17 protein-coding genes and 3 tRNA genes are annotated in these 21,092 nt (G+C 49.8%); 18 read left to right on the top strand and 2 right to left on the bottom strand.

Going from position 1 to position 21,092, the window contains the following annotated elements:
- Nucleotides 1-25: 25 nt before the first annotated feature.
- Nucleotides 26-1,063: a small ribosomal subunit biogenesis GTPase RsgA gene (gene rsgA / locus ACL9RG_RS12510; protein WP_422792942.1), complete on the bottom strand. Its 1,038-nt coding sequence runs from the start codon at nucleotides 1,061-1,063 to the stop codon at nucleotides 26-28.
- 181 nt (nucleotides 1,064-1,244) lie between these two features.
- Here rsgA and orn point away from each other — a divergent pair, with 181 nt between their 5' ends.
- From orn to ACL9RG_RS12490, 4 genes are all read left to right on the top strand, one after another.
- Complete coding sequence (gene orn / locus ACL9RG_RS12505; RefSeq protein ID WP_422792941.1) at nucleotides 1,245-1,790, top strand: oligoribonuclease; 546 nt, start codon at nucleotides 1,245-1,247, stop codon at nucleotides 1,788-1,790.
- Nucleotides 1,791-2,283: 493 nt separating this feature from the next.
- A tRNA-Gly gene (locus ACL9RG_RS12500) sits at nucleotides 2,284-2,359 on the top strand.
- Nucleotides 2,360-2,425: 66 nt separating this feature from the next.
- Nucleotides 2,426-2,501 (top strand) — tRNA-Gly (locus tag ACL9RG_RS12495).
- Between the two features lie 66 nt (nucleotides 2,502-2,567).
- Nucleotides 2,568-2,643, top strand: a tRNA-Gly gene (locus tag ACL9RG_RS12490).
- 310 nt (nucleotides 2,644-2,953) lie between these two features.
- Here ACL9RG_RS12490 and queG read toward each other — a convergent pair.
- Nucleotides 2,954-4,111 (bottom strand): tRNA epoxyqueuosine(34) reductase QueG, encoded by a 1,158-nt coding sequence (gene queG, locus ACL9RG_RS12485; protein ID WP_422792940.1) that lies wholly within the window; start codon nucleotides 4,109-4,111, stop codon nucleotides 2,954-2,956.
- Between queG and nnr the strand changes: the two genes are divergently transcribed.
- From nnr to rlmB, 14 genes are all read left to right on the top strand, one after another.
- Nucleotides 4,110-5,660, top strand: a complete 1,551-nt coding sequence (gene nnr / locus ACL9RG_RS12480) for a bifunctional ADP-dependent NAD(P)H-hydrate dehydratase/NAD(P)H-hydrate epimerase (protein ID WP_422792938.1) — start codon at nucleotides 4,110-4,112, stop codon at nucleotides 5,658-5,660. The two genes, queG and nnr, sit on opposite strands and share 2 nt — an antisense overlap.
- Before the next feature lie 10 nt (nucleotides 5,661-5,670).
- Complete coding sequence (gene tsaE / locus ACL9RG_RS12475) at nucleotides 5,671-6,138, top strand: tRNA (adenosine(37)-N6)-threonylcarbamoyltransferase complex ATPase subunit type 1 TsaE (RefSeq protein WP_422792937.1); 468 nt, start codon at nucleotides 5,671-5,673, stop codon at nucleotides 6,136-6,138.
- A 7-nt stretch (nucleotides 6,139-6,145) separates the two neighbouring features.
- Nucleotides 6,146-7,882: an N-acetylmuramoyl-L-alanine amidase AmiB gene (gene amiB, locus ACL9RG_RS12470; RefSeq protein ID WP_422792936.1), complete on the top strand. Its 1,737-nt coding sequence runs from the start codon at nucleotides 6,146-6,148 to the stop codon at nucleotides 7,880-7,882.
- Between the two features lie 40 nt (nucleotides 7,883-7,922).
- The gene (mutL, locus tag ACL9RG_RS12465) at nucleotides 7,923-9,935 is read left to right on the top strand and encodes a DNA mismatch repair endonuclease MutL (protein WP_422792935.1); all 2,013 of its coding nucleotides are present in this window, start codon (nucleotides 7,923-7,925) and stop codon (nucleotides 9,933-9,935) included.
- Entirely contained in the window at nucleotides 9,928-10,881 is a 954-nt protein-coding gene (gene miaA, locus ACL9RG_RS12460; protein ID WP_422792934.1) for a tRNA (adenosine(37)-N6)-dimethylallyltransferase MiaA, read from the top strand. The genes mutL and miaA overlap by 8 nt, the downstream gene beginning before the upstream one ends.
- 111 nt (nucleotides 10,882-10,992) lie before the next feature.
- On the top strand, nucleotides 10,993-11,301 hold the full coding sequence (hfq, locus tag ACL9RG_RS12455; RefSeq protein ID WP_422792933.1) for an RNA chaperone Hfq: 309 nt from the start codon (nucleotides 10,993-10,995) through the stop codon (nucleotides 11,299-11,301).
- 98 nt (nucleotides 11,302-11,399) lie between these two features.
- Complete coding sequence (gene hflX, locus ACL9RG_RS12450) at nucleotides 11,400-12,704, top strand: ribosome rescue GTPase HflX (RefSeq protein ID WP_422792932.1); 1,305 nt, start codon at nucleotides 11,400-11,402, stop codon at nucleotides 12,702-12,704.
- Nucleotides 12,705-12,737: 33 nt separating this feature from the next.
- Nucleotides 12,738-14,015 (top strand): FtsH protease activity modulator HflK, encoded by a 1,278-nt coding sequence (gene hflK, locus ACL9RG_RS12445; RefSeq protein WP_422792931.1) that lies wholly within the window; start codon nucleotides 12,738-12,740, stop codon nucleotides 14,013-14,015.
- 3 nt (nucleotides 14,016-14,018) lie between these two features.
- The gene (hflC, locus tag ACL9RG_RS12440) at nucleotides 14,019-15,023 is read left to right on the top strand and encodes a protease modulator HflC (RefSeq protein WP_422792930.1); all 1,005 of its coding nucleotides are present in this window, start codon (nucleotides 14,019-14,021) and stop codon (nucleotides 15,021-15,023) included.
- Between the two features lie 94 nt (nucleotides 15,024-15,117).
- Nucleotides 15,118-15,318, top strand: coding sequence for a DUF2065 domain-containing protein (locus ACL9RG_RS12435; protein WP_422792929.1), 201 nt, complete (start codon nucleotides 15,118-15,120; stop codon nucleotides 15,316-15,318).
- Nucleotides 15,319-15,461: 143 nt separating this feature from the next.
- Nucleotides 15,462-16,760, top strand: coding sequence for an adenylosuccinate synthase (locus ACL9RG_RS12430; protein WP_422792928.1), 1,299 nt, complete (start codon nucleotides 15,462-15,464; stop codon nucleotides 16,758-16,760).
- Between the two features lie 275 nt (nucleotides 16,761-17,035).
- Complete coding sequence (gene nsrR, locus ACL9RG_RS12425) at nucleotides 17,036-17,461, top strand: nitric oxide-sensing transcriptional repressor NsrR (protein ID WP_422793025.1); 426 nt, start codon at nucleotides 17,036-17,038, stop codon at nucleotides 17,459-17,461.
- 41 nt (nucleotides 17,462-17,502) lie between these two features.
- Nucleotides 17,503-20,079, top strand: coding sequence for a ribonuclease R (gene rnr / locus ACL9RG_RS12420; protein WP_422792927.1), 2,577 nt, complete (start codon nucleotides 17,503-17,505; stop codon nucleotides 20,077-20,079).
- A 201-nt stretch (nucleotides 20,080-20,280) separates the two neighbouring features.
- Nucleotides 20,281-21,021 carry a 23S rRNA (guanosine(2251)-2'-O)-methyltransferase RlmB gene (gene rlmB, locus ACL9RG_RS12415; protein ID WP_422792926.1) on the top strand — a complete coding sequence of 247 codons (741 nt, stop codon included), beginning with the start codon at nucleotides 20,281-20,283 and terminating at the stop codon, nucleotides 21,019-21,021.
- The last annotated feature ends 71 nt before the right edge of the window (nucleotides 21,022-21,092 follow it).

The raw sequence follows: 21,092 nt of genomic DNA, 5'->3' as shown, positions 1-21,092 counted from the left end.
TAAATAACCTTTACGTGCCAATGATTTATAGCTCGTCAAAGTTTTTACGCGTTTTGACCTCGGCCATGCTTTCCAGGATGCGATGATAATTATCAAAGCGTTCTTCAGCTATGGTGCCGTTATCGACGGCATCACGAATGGCACAACCAGGATCGCTACCGTGCTTACAGTCACGGAACTTGCAGTAACCAATATAAGGACGGAATTCAACAAAGCCTTGGGTCACTTGCTCTGGTGCTAAATGCCACAGGCCGAACTCACGTACGCCAGGTGAGTCAATGACGTCACCGCCATGTTGGAAGTGATACAGCCTTGCTGCTGTCGTGGTATGTTGCCCCAATCCTGAGTTATCAGAGACATCATTAACCAGGATTGGTTTCTCAGCAGGCGGTAATAATGCGTTGAGTAAGCTGGATTTGCCCACACCAGATTGCCCAGCGAAGATGCTGATACGATCGGTCAATGCAGAGATGAACTCTGGCATGCCTTCGCCGGTATGGCTGGAGACTTCCAATACGCGATAATTAATATTGCGATAAATGTCCATCATCTGCTGGACGAACTGGCGACCATCATCGTCAAGCAAATCGATTTTATTGAGCACGATGAGCGGTTCGACATCGATGGTTTCACAGGCCACCAGATAACGGTCGATAATGTTGAGGGACAGCTCAGGCAAGATAGCTGAGACAATCACAATTTGGTTGATGTTAGCCGCGATAGGCTTTACGCCATCGTAGAAATCTGGGCGGGTCAACACGGAAGTACGCTCATGTACTGCTTCCACGATGCCTTTGACGCTGGCATTTTCACCAGAACGCCATACCACGCGGTCACCGGTCACCAAAGAGCGGATTGTTCGACGAATATTGCAACGGTGCAGGCTGCCGTCGGTTGCTTCAACGTCAGCATGCATCCCAAAGCGGCTGATGACGAAACCTTCTTGTGGTTCGCCGTGCAGAGAATCGTCCAACTCTTTGCGGTTGTCGGTCTTTTTCAGACGACGCTCGTGGTTTGCCTGAACGCGACGTTGTTGCCCTTTTGACAGTTTTGCTTTAGTCACTGCGCCTCACTTGACTTGCTTTAATCGCTCGTTGCGACCAAAACGGCTATGATACCAGCTATTTTATATTAATTAATAATTACAGGCGGTGGGTTGTTCGAGGTGTCGTACATTTTTGAGTGAAAATGTAAGTAACAACTCATGCTGTGGTACTAAACCTGATAATAGATATGGAGTAAACATGGCAGCAAATGACAGTAATTTGATTTGGATTGATCTGGAAATGACAGGTTTAGACCCAGAACGCGACCGGATTATCGAGATTGCAACCTTAGTGACTGATGCCAATCTTAATATATTGGCTGAAGGGCCGGTGATGGCGGTGCATCAGTCTGACGCGCAACTGGCATTAATGGATGATTGGAACGTGCGCACTCACACTGGTAGCGGTTTGGTGGAGCGAGTAAAAGCTAGCCCGTTTGATGATGTGACTGCTGCCCGTAAAACTGTCGAGTTTTTGCAGCAATGGGTACCTGCGGGTAAGTCTCCAATCTGTGGTAACAGTGTTGGTCAAGACCGTCGTTTTCTATTTAAGTACATGCCCGAGTTAGAAAGCTATTTCCATTACCGCTATTTGGATGTCAGTACTTTAAAAGAGCTGGCGCGCCGCTGGAAGCCTGAGATCCTTGATGGCTTTAAAAAACAGAATACTCATCAGGCACTGGATGATATCCGGGAGTCTGTGGCCGAGTTGGCTTATTACCGTGAGCATTTTATTAGCTTGTAAGTATGGTGTGTGGGGCCGGCGATAATGCAAATGGCTTTGCTTGTATGTCGCTGTGCCCTGCGGTATATCGCTACTATGCCCATGACTTCTGCATTAGCTTCGCTACAACCAGCGTTCGAATCTGTTACTGGCAGGCCTGTCTCTTAGCTGAATTATGTCGCCTTTGTAAGCCCGTCTTACTGTTCACAGCCTATTAGCCAGTATTTATACTAAAATCGGTGATGCAATCGGCAGTGCGGCGTATTTTTAATCGGTTGACGCGGATTTTAAAGGAATCGTGAAAATATGCTTGCAAGGATGGGGGAACGGGTACATAATGCCGCTCATCAAAAAGAGCCACCCACGAAAACTTAGTTAGATTTCAAAGGGTTAGCGAGAAAAGTTAAATATTTCTTGCAAGGTGAATTTAGATTAGTACAATGCGGCTTGAATTTTAGAAGTACGTGTTGAACGAGTAGTAAGTAGTACGAAATAAATAGCACCACCATGCGACGCGGGAATAGCTCAGTTGGTAGAGCACGACCTTGCCAAGGTCGGGGTCGCGAGTTCGAGTCTCGTTTCCCGCTCCAAAATTTCAAATGCTGTGGTTTTCCAACAAACCAGTTTAAAACAGCACGATGCGCTAGCATCTCAATGCGGGAATAGCTCAGTTGGTAGAGCACGACCTTGCCAAGGTCGGGGTCGCGAGTTCGAGTCTCGTTTCCCGCTCCAAAATTTCAAATGCTGTGGTTTTCCAACAAACCAGTTTAAAACAGCACGATGCGCTAGCATCTCAATGCGGGAATAGCTCAGTTGGTAGAGCACGACCTTGCCAAGGTCGGGGTCGCGAGTTCGAGTCTCGTTTCCCGCTCCAATTTTTACTCTTCTTTTTACTTCATCCCTTATAAAGATTGTGTATTTTCTTTGCTGTTATTCATTATCCATTAATCAATCGTAGTAACTTTTTTAACAGAGTTATCCACAGATTATGGTGTATTTTTGCACTGTACTTTTTTTGATCTGAATATCTTGCGTAAGTTTAACTAATTGAATTTAAACAATTAAAAATAAAATAAAATCGTTAGTACGATCGCTTGCTCTTTTTTTTGCACTTGATTGGCAACGCTTTTTTATTTTTATGCACAGCAAGGACAGGCTTACTATTTACAGAATTATCCTCTGTGTTAGGCATCTCTCGGTAACCCTTTTTCCACCGCCCGAATAAGCCGCTTTTTCTGCAAAGATTGGACTTCAACTTGGTTTTCATTGCGTCTGGCCAATTGTTGGCCGATGGCCCAGGTAATATGTTCATCTAGCAATTCACTCTCTCCTTGCCGTGATTGCAGCGCATTGAGCACACTTTCATCGTAAGGCGCATTACCGAGTGCTACGGCAATATTACGTAACCAGCGCAGGTGGCCGATGCGGCGAATAGGCGAGCCTTCGGTAATACGAAGAAATTTTGCCTCATTCCAGGCGAACAAATCTATTAATTCAGGTGCATGCAGGACGGCACGGGGGCTGAAATCTGCTTCATCGGTGAGTTGAGAATAGCGATTCCAAGGGCAGATCAATTGGCAATCGTCACATCCGTAAATGCGATTGCCCATCAGCGGGCGAAATTCTTCGGGGATCGCACCTTCTAATTCAATCGTCAGATAGGAAATGCAGCGCCGGGCATCAACAGTATAAGGGGCGACAATTGCGCCGGTTGGGCAGGTTGTCATACAAGCCACGCAACGCCCACATTGCTCCTCCTGTGGACCATCGACGGGTAGCGGCAGGTCAATCAACAGTTCCCCAAGGAAAAACCAAGAGCCTGCTTCTCGATTCAATATAAGTGAATGCTTACCAACCCAGCCAATCCCAGCTTTTGCTGCAAGAGGTCGTTCCATTATCGGCGCAGAATCGACAAAAGGGCGGAAGTTTGTTTGGCTGCCGGGCTGATGTTCGCAGCAATACTCTTGAATCATTTCGCCGAGTTTTTTCAAGCGCTGGCGTAAAACCTTGTGGTAATCGCGTCCTAATGCATAACGGCTAACATAGCCGAGTTTGGGATTATTCAGCGTTTTAGCAAAGGCGGCTTTTGCAGGAAGGTAGTTCATGCGCACGCTGATCACGCGCAGTGTGCCGGGCAACAGTTCATGCGGCCGGGCACGCATCATACCGTGACGTGCCATCCATTCCATTTCGCCATGATATTGTTTATCAAGCCATTCTTGTAAACGTGGCTCTTCAACTGACAAATCAGTATCGCAAATGCCGACCTGCTGGAAGCCTAGCGATAAGCCCCATTGCTTGATATGTTGGGATAATTGGACGAGATCGAGAGGCTGGGTCATGGCTAACCAAAGTGAAAAACACAACGCGACAAGTTTACCACAGTCTGTCTACTCTGCAGACTGGGTGCGTCAAGCAGAGCGTCGTGCGGCACAAGAAACCGGTATTTCGTTGTTTGTATTAATGCAACGAGCTGCCGCTGCCGCTTTTACCCATGCGCAACGCACGTTTCCCAACGCTCATCATTGGCTGATACTTTGTGGCCACGGTAATAACGGCGGAGACGGCTATGAACTCGCTCGCTTGGCGAAACAGGCCGGTTTGAACGTGACGCTATTGGCCGTTAACCAAGATAAACCACTGCCAGAAGAAGCGCAGCGCGCCCGCGATGCCTGGTTGGAAAGCGGAGGGCAAGTCGGTGAAAGCAGCAGCGAGTGGCCGCCGTCTGTTGATTTAATTATTGATGCATTGTTAGGTACCGGGCTGTCTTCGGCTGCGCGTGCGCCGTACGATCAATTAATTGCGGCGATTAACCGTCATGCCGCGCCTGTTGTTGCATTGGATATTCCTTCCGGGCTGGCTGCTGAAACTGGCGTAGCTGCAGGTCGGGTGGTTTATGCCAATTTAACGACCTGCTTTCTAGCACTAAAACCGGGCTTGTTGACCGGGCAAGCACGGGATTATGTTGGTACGCTACACTATGATTCGTTGGGGCTTGAAAGCTGGTTACGGCACCATCCCGCTTTATTACAACGTCTTGATGCTCAACATATTAACCGTTGGTTTGCGCCTCGCCGTCCTTGTTCACATAAAGGTGAACACGGGCGTTTATTGTTAATCGGTGGCGATATTGGTTTTGCTGGCGCGATTCGCATGGCTGGCGAAGCGGCACTGCGCGCGGGAGCCGGTTTGGTGCGAGTACTTACTCACCAGAAACACGCCGGCCCGATGCTTACTGCTTGTCCCGAGCTGATGGTTGAAACACTAAATGATGCCGCACTGTCAGCCGGGATTCAGTGGGCAACCGCCATCGTTATCGGGCCGGGGCTAGGTCAAGGTGAGTGGGGGAAATCAGCTTATCAACAGGTCGCAAATAGCGAAAAACCCGCATTATGGGATGCAGATGCGCTTAACATGCTGGCAAAAAGCCCGCAGAAGCGGCAAAATCGCGTCTTAACGCCACATCCTGGTGAAGCGGCTCGTTTGTTGGGATGCTCGATTCAAGATATTGAGAGTGACCGCTTACTTTCTATCAAGAAGCTGGTGGAACGCTTCGGAGGAACGGTTGTCCTCAAAGGCGCAGGAACATTGATTGCTGCCCAAAATGAGATTGCCACCAAAGGTGCTGTAGCAGAGCAAGAATGGCAACTGGCGATTGCTGATGTAGGCAATGCCGGGATGGCCAGTGGCGGAATGGGCGATGTTCTGTCAGGGATTATTGGCAGCCTGTTAGCACAAAAACACTCACTTTATGATGCGGCTTGTGCCGGAACGTTGGTACATGGCGCTGCTGCTGATAGCATCGCTTTGCGTCAAGGTACGCGAGGCATGTTGGCAACTGACTTAATCACCGAGATTCTCCCTTGGGTTAATCCCGGCCAAAAAAAATAGAAATAACCCAATGAATCAACTTAACTTATCTCTGCCAGACGAAGCCTCAACATTGCAACTCGGGGCCAACTTAGCCAAGGCTTGCCAGGGCGCAACCGTAATTCATCTTTTTGGAGAATTAGGTGCGGGTAAGACCACATTCAGCCGTGGTTTTTTGCAGGCGCTTGGGCATGCAGGCAATGTAAAAAGCCCAACCTATACGCTGGTTGAACCTTATCAATTGCATCCAATGTCGGTTTATCATTTTGATTTATATCGTCTTGCTGACCCTGAAGAGCTAGAATTCATGGGGATTCGCGATTACTTTACTGAAGATGCCATTTGTCTGGTCGAGTGGCCGCAACAGGGGGCGGGAGTATTGCCTGAACCTGACCTTGAACTGACCCTCGAATATCAACCGCACGGAAGATTGGCGACGATTAAAGCGGTTTCCGATGTCGGAATGACAATAATACAGATGCTGGCAAAGCAAGGATAAAGGCGTAATGATTGAACGCGTTAACAGGTTGTGGATAACGATAGTTGCTGTCGTCTCGCTATTGCTTTTTTTCAATGCCTCGGCACTGGCCGTTGGGCTTAAAAATATCAATGTTTCCAATGGAGCGACGCAGTCTATTGTGACCGTCACTTTTGACGGTCCGCCAGTGTATTCCTTTTTCTCACTGCATAATCCCGACCGCGTCGTTATGGATGTTAATCAAAGCGGTGTGATGCATGGTTTGCCGCTCAATTTTAACGGACAAAATATCGTTCAACGCGTTCGCGCCAGTACACCAAAAGATGCCACCAGCCAGCGGTTGGTGTTTGAACTGACCAAAAAAGTCAGAACCAATGCCGTCAAGCAACAAAATGGCAATCAATATACCGTGGTATTTACCATGAATGCGGTGAATGCCTCCCCGGCTCAACGTGTAACAGCCCCGGTGGCTGCTGCACCAACTCCTGCGCCAGCGGTTGCTAATGCTTCTGATGATGACAAAACAACGGCCGTTTCCGGTGGTCCACTTTCCCGCACACCTGTTGTTGCCAAATCGCACAATGCAGCGGCTAATAGCCAGGTTATTGTGGCGATTGATGCCGGGCATGGTGGGCAAGACCCCGGTGCTTCAGGCCAGCATGGTCTGAAAGAGAAAAACGTCACTATTGCCATTGCTCGAAAATTGCAGGCGTTACTTAATCATGACCCGATGTTCAAACCAGTGCTAACGCGCGATGGCGATTACTTTATTTCCGTAATGGGCCGCTCTGATGTGGCGCGTAAGAAAGGGGCCAATGTGCTGGTTTCTATTCACGCTGATGCCGCGCCAGATCGCCGTGCAACAGGGGCATCTGTTTGGGTACTTTCCAATCGCCGGGCTAATAGTGAAATGGGTAACTGGCTGGAGCAGCATGAGAAACAGTCTGAATTATTAGGCGGTGCTGGTGATGTTCTCGCCAATACCTCTGCCGATCCTTATCTCAGTCAGGCGGTACTAGACCTGCAGTTTGGCCATTCTCAGCGAGTGGGTTATGACGTCGCAACTAAAGTATTACGTGAGTTAAATCGCGTGGGCTCTTTGCATAAACGCAAACCAGAGCATGCCAGCCTTGGCGTCCTGCGTTCGCCAGATATTCCATCTCTGCTGGTAGAAACTGGATTTATCAGCAATGCCAATGAGGAGCGGCTGCTTGGCAGCGGTGCCTTCCAGGATAAAATTGCCCACGCTATTTACCAAGGCTTGCGCAATTATTTCCTGGCGCATCCGTTACAATCTGTCCCAAAGGTCGAAAACCGCCCGCAGCTGGCTTCATCAGCGGCGGCGGTAGCTAATACGCCTCGCGCTAGCCTGTCACAACCAGGTCCGATTGAAGCTACGGCAGCATTATCCGGTGCCACGCAGATTCACGTGGTCACTCAGGGGGAAACACTTGGTGGTATCGCCAACCGTTATGGCACGACCATGAGCGCGTTACGCTCTCTGAATCATCTGAAAAAAGATGGCGTGTGGGTTGGACAACGCCTTAAAGTCCCCGCGGCCACGCGAACTGCGGCGACACAAGCGGCTGCGAGTACTAAAAAAACGACGGCCGCTAAACCGACCAAACACAAAGTGATCCGAGGCGATACATTATCTGATATTGCCGTGAAGTATGGGGTCAGTATGAATGATATTAAAACGGCGAACCATTTGAAGTCAGGGGATGTCCAATTGGGACAAACGCTGACGATACCGCAGTCTTAAACTGCCATGATGTAATACGCCTAACTTTTCAGGAGCCGTTATGCCGATCCAGGTACTGCCGCCGCAACTGGCTAACCAGATAGCGGCGGGCGAGGTTGTCGAAAGACCCGCCTCGGTGGTGAAAGAGTTAGTGGAAAATAGCCTGGACGCTGGGGCAACGCGTATCGATATTGAAATCGATCGCGGAGGAGCCAAACTTATCCGTATTCGCGATAACGGCTGCGGTATCGGCAAAGATGAGTTGGCACTGGCGTTGGCGCGCCATGCCACCAGTAAAATCAGCTCGCTTGACGATCTCGAAGCCATTGTCAGCCTAGGATTTCGCGGCGAAGCACTGGCCAGCATCAGTTCTGTTTCTCGCCTGACCCTGACCTCGCGTACCGCCGATCAGCCCGAAGCCTGGCAGGCTTATGCCGAAGGGCGCGATATGGCCGTGACGGTTAAACCGGCGGCGCATCCCCAAGGTTCAACCGTGGAAGTGCTGGATCTGTTTTTCAACACGCCAGCACGACGCAAATTCATGCGCACGGAAAAAACCGAATTCACGCATATTGATGAAATAGTGAGGCGTATCGCACTGGCTCGCTTTGATGTGGCGATTAACTTAAGCCACAACGGGAAACTCGTGCGTCAATATCGGGCGGTGAAAGACCAAAGCCAACGTTCGCGGCGTTTAGCCAGCATCTGTAGCACGGCTTTTGTAGAACATGCGCTTGAAGTGGAATGGCAGCACGGTGATTTAGCGATCCGCGGTTGGGTGGCCGATCCCGTGGGATCGCGCACGTTAACGGATATGCAGTATTGCTACGTGAATAATCGGATGATGAAAGACCGATTGATCAACCATGCCATCCGTCAGGCCTATCAGGAGCAGTTAAAAGACGATCAGCAGCCGGCGTTTGTACTTTATTTGGATGTTGATCCTCACCAAGTTGATGTCAATGTACATCCTGCTAAACACGAGGTACGTTTTCACCAGTCGCGTTTGGTGCACGATTTTATCTATCAGGCGGTACTTTCTGTGCTGCAACAGGCTGGAAATCCGGTGCTGACAGAAACGTCATCACCAGAGAAATTAGGTGGTGAAGCAGAAACGCCCGTTGTGCGTTGGCAGCCAGAGAATCGCCAGGCAGCAGGTGGTAATCATTTCTCACAACCTGCTGAGCGCTCGACTGCACGAACAGAACGCGCCAATGTATTCCCTGATACATCGCGGGTGAGTCATTTGCGTGAAACGCCGACAGGCTATACTGGCAAGCAGGAGGGCGAGCCTTATAGCAAACCGCAAGGCGAGCTATACCAGCGTTTATTACGTCCTTCACCTGAGGTGCATGCTGTCAAAGCGGTGCCCGACCAGACTCCAATCATGCCAGCGCCATCGGTACCGCGCCAAAATGTATTATCGAGCGGCAGTGTTAGCTCTGAGGCGGCGCTTGACGGCCATAGCCAGAGTTTAGGGCGGGTGCTGACAATATGTGCGCCGAGTTATGCGCTGCTTGAGCGTGCCGGTAAATTGGTACTGTTATCGCTCCCGGTGGCAGAACGCTGGCTTAAATGGGCGCAACTCACGCCTGATGAACAAGGGTTAAAGCCCCAGCCATTGTTAATTCCGGTTAAGTTGACGCTGACCAAGGAAGAGAGTGCAGCCTTTAATCGCCACCACGCGCTTTTGCAAAAAATGGGCATTGAAATGCTGCTTGAGCATCAAAGAGCGACGCTTCGCACGGTACCTTTACCATTACGACAACAAAATTTACAAAAGTTGATACCCGACCTGTTAGGCTACCTGACTACCCAGCAGGAAATGATTCCTGATGCGGTAGCTATGCCTAAAACCGAGCCACAATCCGAGATTGTTGCCACGTTAGATACGATAGCTATGTGGTTAGCTCGCCATCTCGCCAGTGAGCACGAGGTCTGGACAATTTCCCAAGCAATACAATTACTCACGGAAGTGGAGCGACTTTGCCCACAATTGGTAAAATCACCGCCTTCCGGACTTCTGCAACCTGTTGATTTACAGCCCGCACTGGCGGCTTTTAAGCATGATTGATTCTGAACAAAATAATAAAAACACTTCGCTGCCTACGGCTATTTTTATTATGGGGCCGACGGCTTCCGGTAAAACTGCGTTGGCTATGGCGTTGCAACAACATCTTCCTGTCGAACTGATAAGCGTCGACTCTGCGTTGATTTATCGTGGCATGGACATTGGTACGGCCAAGCCTACGCCAGAAGAATTATCCACTGCTCCGCATCGCTTGATTGATATTCTTGATCCCGCGCAATCTTATTCTGCGGCTGATTTTCGTCGTGATGCGTTACGCGAAATGGCCGAGATCAGCGGACGGAACAAAATTCCGCTGCTGGTGGGCGGAACCATGTTGTATTTCAAAGCGTTATTGGAAGGGCTTTCGCCATTACCCGCGGCCGATCCACTGGTGCGTGAACGTATTGAAGCCCAGGCCGCAGAGCATGGTTGGGAGCATTTGCATCAGGAATTAAGCCGAATAGATCCGACGTCGGCAATGAGAATTCATCCTAATGATCCACAGAGACTGTCTAGAGCACTGGAAGTTTTTTATATTTCGGGTAAAACTTTAACGGAACTGGTTAAAATTTCGGGAGAATCCCTACCTTACCAGGTTCATCAATTTGCGATTGCACCGACGAGTCGTGAATTGTTGCATCATCGTATCGAACAGCGTTTTGAACAAATGATGGCTAACGGGTTCGAAGCTGAAGCCAAGTCGCTGTTTAATCGAGGTGATTTGCATACGGACTTGCCTTCCGTTCGTTGTGTTGGTTATCGCCAGATGTGGTCATATCTTTCTGGTGAAATCGGATACGATGAAATGGTTTATCGTGGTGTTTGTGCGACACGGCAACTGGCCAAGCGTCAGATGACTTGGTTGCGCGGTTGGGATAACGTCGAATGGTTGGATACAGAGAAACCAGACGAAGCGTTAAGCCGCGTTATTCAGGTTGTTAGTGCATAGGTTGGGTGATTGTGTACAATTGATCAGTACTCAACGCGCAAATTTTTTATGTGGTTCATTTTCGAGCTTATGGCTCACAGTAAAACAACAAACTAATAAGGAAAAGATAGAATGGCTAAGGGGCAATCTTTGCAAGATCCGTTCCTGAACGCATTGCGTCGTGAACGTGTTCCGGTTTCTATTTACTTGGTGAATGGTATTAAGCTGCAAGGCCAGATTGAGTCTTTTGATCAGTTTGTCATTCTTTTAAAGAACACGGTTAGCCAGATGGTGTATAAACACGCTATCTCTACCGTAGTGCCTTCCCGTGCGGTTTCACATCATAATAATCCGAGCAGCGGTGGCACTAACAACTACCACCACGGTGGTACAACTTCTGCCCAGCAACAACCGCAACAGGACAGCGATGACGCCGAATAAGGCGCAACGTTGTACAACCAAGACGGGGACCATAAGTAGTGCATTACTACTTATGCGTCCCTCGCTGGCTTTATTTATTACATTGAGAGGTCGCACGCTTGTTTGACCGTTATGAAGCCGGTGAGCAGGCCGTACTGGTTCACATCTATTTTTCGCAGGACAAAAACACAGAAGATTTAAGCGAATTCGAGTCGCTGGTTTCTTCTGCCGGGGTTGAGGCGCTACAAGTCGTCACCGGAAGCCGCAAGGCTCCGCACCCTAAATATTTTGTCGGCGAAGGAAAAGCCCAAGAAATTGCAGATGCCGTTAAAGCAACAGGCGCATCTGTCATCCTGTTTGATCACGCCTTAACACCTGGCCAGGAAAGAAACCTGGAAAGTTTGTGCGAATGTCGCGTGGTTGATCGTACTGGACTGATCCTGGATATTTTTGCCCAGCGCGCCCGAACTCATGAAGGTAAGCTACAAGTAGAATTGGCGCAATTACGCCATATCGCTACCCGATTAGTGCGTGGTTGGACGCACCTTGAGCGTCAAGGTGGGGGCATCGGTGCCCGTGGTCCTGGCGAAACACAGCTTGAAACTGACCGTCGTTTACTGCGCGACCGTATCACTCTGATTTTAAATCGCCTTGAGCGCGTTGCTAAACAACGCGAGCAGGGGCGTCGTTCGCGAGTGCGTGCAGATATACCGACGGTATCATTGGTGGGTTACACCAATGCCGGTAAGTCCACGCTTTTCAACCGTCTTACTGAGGCCGATGTGTATGTGGCCGATCAGTTGTTTGCCACGCTGGACCCAACACTGCGCCGTATTAACGTCGCAGATGTAAGTGAAACAGTGCTGGCAGATACCGTAGGGTTTATTCGTCACCTGCCCCATGATTTAGTTGCTGCTTTTAAAGCAACATTGCAGGAAACCCGACAGGCATCTCTGTTAATGCATGTGATTGATGCAGCGGATATTCGCGTCGAGGAAAATATTGATGCGGTGAATACGGTGCTGGCAGAGATTGAAGCAGATGAAATTCCTGCGCTGTTAGTGATGAATAAAATAGATATGTTGGATAATTTTGTCCCGCGTATCGACCGCAACGAAGAGAATTTACCGATTAGAGTCTGGCTTTCAGCTGTGACCGGTGAAGGTATCCCGTTGTTATTTCAGGCATTGACGGAGCGTCTTTCTGGCGAAATCGCGCAATATGAATTGCGTTTACCGCCAGATGCAGGTCGCCTTCGTAGCCGTTTTTACCAGCTTCAGGCTATTGAGAAAGAGTGGATTGAAGAGGACGGTAGTATTGGGTTAATGGTGCGAATGCCCATTGTCGACTGGCGTCGTCTTTGTAAACAAGAGCAGGAACTCACCGGATTTATCCGTAACACGACTCTGTCTGACATAGTTTGAAGAACACCAATCATAGAATAATGGAGCTATAACATGGCGTGGAATCAGCCCGGTAATAACGGACAGGACCGCGACCCCTGGGGCAGCAGCAATAATAATGGCGGCAACTCTGGTGGAAATAATTCTGGTGGAAATAATAACAAAGGTGGCCGGGAACAAGGGCCGCCAGATCTTGATGATATCTTTCGTAAATTAAGTAAAAAGCTGAGCGACTTCGGTGGTAAAGGTTCTGGTAATGGAACTGGCGGTACTGGCGAGCAGCATAAAGGTTCAGGTAGCAAGATTATTGGCATTGCCGTTGCGGCAGTGGTGGTGATTTGGGCTGCAAGTGGTTTTTATACCATTAAAGAAGCCGAGCGTGGTGTCGTTACCCGTTTTGGTAAATTCAGCCATCTGGTGCAGCCGGGTTTGAACTGGAAACCAACCTTTATTGATAAGGTACGTGCGGTTAACGTTGAATCCGTGCGTGAATTGGCTGCCTCTGGCGTGATGTTGACCTCTGATGAAAACGTCGTACGCGTTGAGATGAACGTCCAATACCGCGTGACAGATCCAGAAGCTTACCTGTTTAGCGTTGCTAATCCAGACGATAGTCTGAGCCAGGCAACCGACAGTGCTTTGCGTGGTGTCATCGGTAAAAACACCATGGATAAGATCCTCACCGAAGGTCGTACCACCGTGCGTAGCGAAACGCAGCGCGTGTTGGAAGAGACAATTCGTCCTTATCATATGGGTATCACGGTTCAGGACGTCAACTTCCAGACGGCACGTCCACCGGAGGAAGTGAAAGCTGCCTTCGATAACGCGATCGCTGCACGTGAGAAAGAACAGCAATATATCCGTGAAGCAGAAGCTTATGCCAACCAGATCCAACCGCTGGCTAATGGTGAAGCACAGCGTAAGTTGGAAGATGCGAAAGCTTATAAAGATCGTACTGTGCTAGAAGCGCAGGGTGAAGTCGCTCGTTTTGCTGAACTGTTGCCGGAATATAAAGCCGCGCCACAAATCACTCGTGAGCGTCTGTATATCGAAACCATGCAGAAAGTGCTGAGTCATACCCGCAAGGTGTTGATCAATAATACGGGGAGTAATCTGACCGTGTTACCACTGGATCAAATCCTGCGCGGTGGTGCCAAAGCGCCTGCTAATGATAATGAAGATCCAAGCGTGAATCTGTTGCGCCCTTCATCATCTGGTAGCAATAAAAATAGCAGTGCCAGCAACAGCGGTTCCCGTTCCTCTGGCAGTGTCATGGATCAACGCCGCGCCGATGCGCAGCGTGACGACACCCTTCGAGTAGGGAGAGAATAATCGATGCGTAAGTCAATTTTACTTATTGTCGTTGTGGTGCTGGTAGCGCTCTTTACGTCAGTGTTCGTCGTTCAGGAAGGTCAGCGTGGTATCGTGCTGCGCTTTGGTAAAGTTCTGCGCGATAGCGAAAACAAACCACTGGTGTACGCGCCGGGCCTGCACTTTAAAGTGCCTTTCTTTGAGTCGGTTAAAACGCTTGATGCACGTATCCAGACTATGGATAACCAAGCTGACCGTTTTGTGACCAAAGAGAAGAAAGACCTGATTGTTGATTCATACCTGAAATGGCGTATCAGCGACTTCAGCCGTTACTACCTGGCAACCGGTGGTGGCGATGTTTCTCAGGCCGAAGTGCTGCTCAAACGTAAGTTCAGCGACCGTCTGCGTTCTGAGATTGGTCGTCTTGATGTGAAAGACATCGTTACCGACTCGCGTGGACGTTTAACGCTGGACGTGCGTGATGCCTTGAACAAAGGTACCGACGATGACGATAGCGCTGCAGCAGCAACGACCGCTGCTGATGATGCTATTGCCTCCGTAGCTAAACGTGTTGAACAGGAAACCAAGGGTAAACAACCTGCGGTGAATCCAAACAGCATGGCGGCGTTGGGTATTGAAGTCGTTGACGTGCGTCTCAAGCAAATCAACCTGCCGGAAGAAGTGTCGAGTGCAATCTATGAACGTATGCGCGCTGAGCGTAATGCGGTTGCGTTGCGTCACATCTCCCAAGGTAAGGAAGAAGCTGAGAAGCTGCGCGCAACTGCCGACTACGAAAGAACTCGTACTTTGGCAGAAGCTGAGCGTCAGGCGTTGATTACTCGTGGTGAAGGTGATGCACAGGCGGCTAAACTGTTTGCCGATGCGTTCAGCCAGGATCCTGATTTCTACGCTTTCATCCGTAGCCTGCGTGCATATGAAGCCAGCTTCGCCAGCGGTAACGACGTAATGGTCATGAGTCCAAACGATGATTTCTTCCGTTATATGAAATCACCGGATAAGACCAAGTAATACCCGGTCGTTATCTGTAAACATTGCACTATCTATCCTAAAAGGCCCCTGAGTGGGCCTTTTGTCATTTGAATTACACTGAGTACCTGATGATATGAACGCAACTATTTGGATGGCAGTAGGATTAGTTTTAGTGCTTGAGGGGTTAGGCCCGATGCTTTTTCCACAGGCGTGGAGAAAAATGATCCAGGCAATGACGCAACTTCCTGATAGTACTTTACGCCGTTTTGGCGGGGGACTTGTGGTTGCAGGCTGCGTTATTTACTACATGTTGAGTGTGCACGGCGGGCGTTGAGGATATGTGACATTTTTATGTCACGTTATCTGTGGGTACGCAGCTCACATAGGAAATTTTTCACACAATCCTATGCTAAAAGTGCTGGAAACCGTGGGATGAGATGTTAGAATCCTTTTTTAAGCAACCTGGTGAATCTTGAGATGGGTAAGAACGTCGTCGTACTAGGCACTCAATGGGGTGACGAAGGAAAGGGCAAGATTGTTGACTTGCTGACTGAACGGGCTAAATATGTTGTGCGCTATCAGGGCGGTCACAATGCCGGTCATACTTTGGTTATCAACGGTGAAAAAACCGTTCTTCATTTAATTCCTTCTGGCATTTTACGTGAAAACGTCACGAGCATCATCGGCAACGGTGTTGTACTGGCGCCTGACGCATTAATGAAAGAAATGGGTGAACTTGAAGCTCGAGGCATTCCGGTACGCGAACGGCTATTACTGTCTGAAGCTTGCCCGCTTATTCTGCCTTATCACGTTGCCCTGGATATGGCGCGTGAAAAAGCCCGTGGCGCTAAAGCTATCGGCACCACTGGACGCGGTATCGGTCCAGCCTACGAAGATAAAGTTGCCCGTCGCGGTCTGCGCGTTGGCGACCTGTTCAATAAAGAAACTTTCGCTCAAAAACTGAAAGAAATTATTGAATACCACAACTTCCAGTTAGTGAATTACTACAAAGTTGAAGCGGTTGATTACCAAAAAGTTCTGGATGATGTACTGGCTGTGGCCGACATCCTGACTGGCATGGTTGTTGACGTGTCTGAACTGCTGGATAACGCCCGTAAGCAGGGTGAGTTGATCATGTTCGAAGGTGCCCAAGGTACGCTGCTGGACATCGACCACGGTACTTATCCATACGTTACCTCTTCCAACACCACCGCGGGTGGCGTGGCGACAGGTTCCGGTATTGGCCCACGTTATGTCGACTACGTATTAGGCATCGTTAAAGCCTACTCGACTCGCGTTGGTGCAGGTCCATTCCCAACTGAACTGTTCGATGAAACCGGCGAATACCTGTGCAAACAAGGTAATGAGTTTGGTGCGACCACCGGTCGTCGTCGTCGTTGTGGTTGGTTGGATATCGTTGCGGTTCGCCGTGCGGTACAAATCAACTCATTGTCTGGTTTCTGTTTGACCAAACTGGACGTGTTGGATGGTTTGAAAGAAGTTAAGTTGTGTATTGGTTACCGCATGCCAGACGGCAGCGAAGTGACCACCACGCCGCTGGCTGCTGAAAACTGGGAAGGCATCGAGCCGATTTACGAAACCATGCCAGGCTGGAGCGAAACCACCTTTGGTGTGAAATCTGTTGATGGCTTGCCGCAAACCGCGCGCGATTACATCAAACGTATCGAAGAGCTGACTGAAGTGCCAGTAGACATCATTTCTACCGGCCCAGATCGTAGCGAAACGATGATCCTGCGCGACCCATTTGACGCGTAGTTTGGCTATCTGCCTGTGCAAGCCACTTGCACAGGCAACGATATCCAAAATAGATGATAACCGGGCGCTTTCGCCCGGTTTATTTTTTCTATTTGTCCTATCGATAATCACCGGCTCCAATCGACAATCACCGCCTCATTTCACCTACTTTCATTGATTTTACTGCAAACTTTGTGGCTGTTTTGCTCTCCAATAGAGTAATCTTAAACAATCATGTTCATCATGTTGCTATTAACCCGGTAGCAAAACGGGTAAACGTCTACCCAGAGGTCAGTGTGCAGTTAACGAGTTTTACCGATTATGGCTTAAGAGCTCTGATTTATATGGCGGCATTGCCAGAAGGTCAGCTCACGAATATTTCACAGGTCACCGATATATACGGTGTCTCGCGTAACCATATGGTTAAAATCATTAATCAACTCAGCCGTATTGGGCTGGTTACCGCCACGCGGGGTAAAAATGGCGGTATCAAACTGGGCAAGCCGGCTAATACTATTTTAATCGGTGAAGTGGTCAGAGAACTGGAGCCGCTGGCGCTGGTGAACTGTTCTGAGGGGTTTTGTCATATCACGCCCGCCTGCCGTCTTAAACAAGTGCTGCATACTGCTGTAGAACATTTTCTCGATGAGCTGAATCAATATACTTTGGCTGATTTGGTCAAAGAAAATCCGCAGCTTCATAAATTATTGCTTGTTGAATAAGACATTTTCAACAAACTGCTGATGACAACGGAGGAACCGCTATGTCACAAGATCCATTCTTGGAACGAGAAGCAGAAAAATACGAATCACCCATTCCAAGCCGTGAATTTATTTTGGAACATCTTGCTAAACGCGAGACGCCAGCGAGCCGCGAAGAGCTGGGCAATGAACTAAAACTTGAAGGCGAAGAAGCGCTTGAAGCACTGCGACGTCGTCTGCGAGCCATGGAACGCGACGGTCAGTTGGTCTTTACCCGTCGTCAGTGCTACGCGCTACCAGAGCGTTTGGACCTGCTAAAAGGCACGGTTATCGGTCATCGCGATGGCTATGGTTTCCTGCGCCTGGAAGGCGTGAAGAAAGATGATGTTTATCTTTCCGCTGAACAGATGAAAATGTGCATCCACGGTGACGTGGTATTGGCACAACCGGTAGGTCAGGATCGCAAAGGGCGCCGCGAAGCGCGTATTGTGCGTGTTCTGGTGCCAAAAACTAGCCAAATTGTTGGCCGCTACTTTACCGATGCAGGTACCGGCTTTGTGGTGCCAGATGACAGCCGTTTAAGCTTTGATATTTTGATCCCAGCCGATGCCGTCAGCGGCGCACGCATGGGTTATATGGTGGTGGTTGAGCTGACCCAACGCCCGACTCGTCGCACCAAAGCGGTGGGTAAAATCGTTGAAGTGCTTGGCGATAAAATGGGTACCAGCATGGCGGTTGATATCGCGCTGCGTACTCACGAAATCCCGCACGTTTGGCCGCCGCAGGTTGAGAAACAGGTGGCTGATCTCTCCGAGCAGGTGCCTGAAGAGGCTAAAAAAGGCCGGGTAGATTTACGTAATCTGCCGCTGGTGACTATCGATGGCGAAGACGCCCGCGACTTTGATGATGCGGTCTACTGCGAGAAAAAACGCGGCGGCGGCTGGCGCTTGTGGGTTGCGATTGCCGATGTGAGTTATTACGTGCGTCCAGGCACTGCATTAGATGATGAAGCGCGTAGCCGTGCCACCTCGGTCTATTTCCCATCACAAGTGGTGCCGATGCTGCCGGAAGTGCTATCTAACGGCTTGTGTTCACTGAATCCGCAGGTTGACCGTCTGTGCATGGTGTGTGAGATGACTATCTCGGCGCAAGGCAAACTGACGACCTCGAAGTTCTATGAAGCGGTGATGAGTTCTCATGCGCGTCTGACTTACAACAAAGTCTGGCGCATCATCGAAGGCGATCCGGAACTGCGTGAGCATTATGGCCCGCTGGTTAAGCACCTTGAAGAACTGCATCACATGTATAAAACGCTGGATCAGGCGCGTGCAGAACGCGGTGGGATTGCGTTTGAAACCGAAGAAGCCAAGTTTATCTTCAACGCTGAGCGCCGTATTGAACGTGTCGAACCGACCGTGCGTAACGATGCGCATAAACTGATTGAAGAGTGCATGATCTTAGCGAACATCGCTGCCGCTCGTTTTGTTGAAAAGCATAATGAACCGGCGCTGTTCCGCGTGCACGATCGTCCGAGCGATGATCATATCTCTGCGCTGAAAAGCGTGTTGGGCGAGCTGAGCCTGACCTTGGGCGGCGGCATGAAGCCTGAGCCGAAAGATTATGCGCAACTGATGGATGAACTGGCGGATCGCCCGGATCGCGAGATGCTGCAAACGATGTTGCTGCGATCGATGAAACAGGCAATTTACGATCCAGAAAACCGCGGTCACTTTGGCCTGGCGCTGCAATCTTACGGGCACTTTACTTCGCCAATTCGTCGTTATCCTGACCTGGCATTGCATCGGGCAATCAAATATTTGCTGGCGAAACAGCACGGTACGTTACAGCATCGCTGGACGCCAACCGGTGGTTACCACAGCGATTATGAAGATATGCTGCAACTCGGTGAGCATTGCTCAATGGCCGAACGCCGGGCTGATGAAGCCACGCGCAATGTTGCCGACTGGCTCAAGTGTGACTTTATGCAAGATCACGTGGGCGAAGAGTTCAGCGGGATTATCTCCAGCGTCACCGGTTTTGGATTCTTTGTTCGCTTAAGCGATCTGTTCATTGATGGCTTGGTGCATGTATCGAGCCTCGATAATGACTATTACCGCTATGACAATATTGGCCAGCGTTTAGTTGGCGAATCCTCTGGTCGTGTTTACCGTTTGGGCGATACCGTTGAAATTCGCGTTGAAGCGGTACATATGGACGAGCGTAAAATTGACTTCGCGTTGATTTCGAGCAGCCGTAAACCGCGTGGTGAAGGTAAAACCGCCCGTGAACGAGGCAAGAAATCCGGCGAAAGGTCGATGCGCTCGAGTGCTCCAGCGAATGCTGGCCGCCGTCGTTCATTGAAAAAGAATGTTAACTTTGAGCCGGACAGTGCGTTTCGTAAAGACGGTGATAAGCCAGCTAAGCCGACTGCTAAAGCGAAGTCAGGGGCTAAAGCTAAGCCAAGCGATAAAGCCAAGCACGAAGGTAAAGCCGCCAAGGCCAAAGAGCTGAGCGCAGTAGGTAAAGACGGTAAGCCGAAGGCGGCCAAAGCGAAGAAGCCTTCTGAGAAGACGTTGAAAATCGCCGCGGCCACCAAGGCGAAACGCGCGAAGAAGAAAGCGGCTGACAGTAAAGAGTAAAACGCCAGTGACATCGGGCGATTGTTCCATCAGTCGGTACTTATAGACCCAACAGATTTCTAGATGCAGGCAGGCGGCAAGCAAGTGCCGCCAACACAGATGCAGCTTCAAGTATGATGGATAAAGACAAAGATGGTAGAATCGCCCGCATTCGATTGCACGACGGGGTATCCCACCCCGTGACACCATTTTAAGAGCATTATGAGCGAAATTATTTACGGTATTCACTCCGTTAAAGCCTTACTCGACAACGATCCTCAGCGTTTTCTAGAAGTATTCATTCTGAAAGGACGCGACGACAAACGTCTGAAGCCGTTGATCGATGAGCTTGAAGCCAGCGGTATTGTGATCCAGGTAGCTAACCGCCAATGGCTGGATGAGAAATCTGAAGGTGCAGTACACCAAGGGATCATTGCCCGTGTGCGCGAAGGACGCCAGTATCAGGAAAATGATCTTCCCGCGTTGCTGGAAAGCCTGGATTCTCCTTTCCTGCTGGTACTCGACGGCGTAACGGATCCGCACAACCTCGGCGCTTGTCTGCGTAGCGCGGATGCTGCCGGTGTTCATGCGGTGATCGTACCGCGCGATCGTTCTGCGCAACTGAATGCTACGGCCAAAAAAGTGGCCAGCGGCGCTGCTGAGAACGTACCGTTGATCCGTGTTACTAATCTGGCTCGCACACTGCGCGTCTTGCAAGAGCATAACGTGTGGATCGTCGGCACTGCGGGTGAAGCCGATCACACCTTGTTCCAGAGCAAAATGACAGGCCCAATGGCGCTGGTGATGGGGGCCGAAGGAGAAGGGATGCGTCGTTTGACTCGCGAGCATTGCGATGAGTTGATCAGTATTCCAATGGCGGGGAGCGTTTCGTCGCTCAACGTGTCGGTCGCGACCGGCGTTTGCCTGTTTGAAGCCGTGCGTCAGCGCGCAGTAAAAGCCTAAATTCTGCCCTATAGCCCGCAGCCTATACGCTGCGGGTATATTCCCTCGCTTTGTGATCTCTCCTGCGGCAA

The sequence above is a fragment of the Rouxiella sp. Mn2063 genome, assembly GCF_049319665.1.
Taxonomy (GTDB): Bacteria; Pseudomonadota; Gammaproteobacteria; order Enterobacterales; family Enterobacteriaceae; genus JBMOUD01.
Note: the sequence above shows the minus strand (reverse complement) of the source record. Positions and strands in the feature narration are given on the sequence as shown.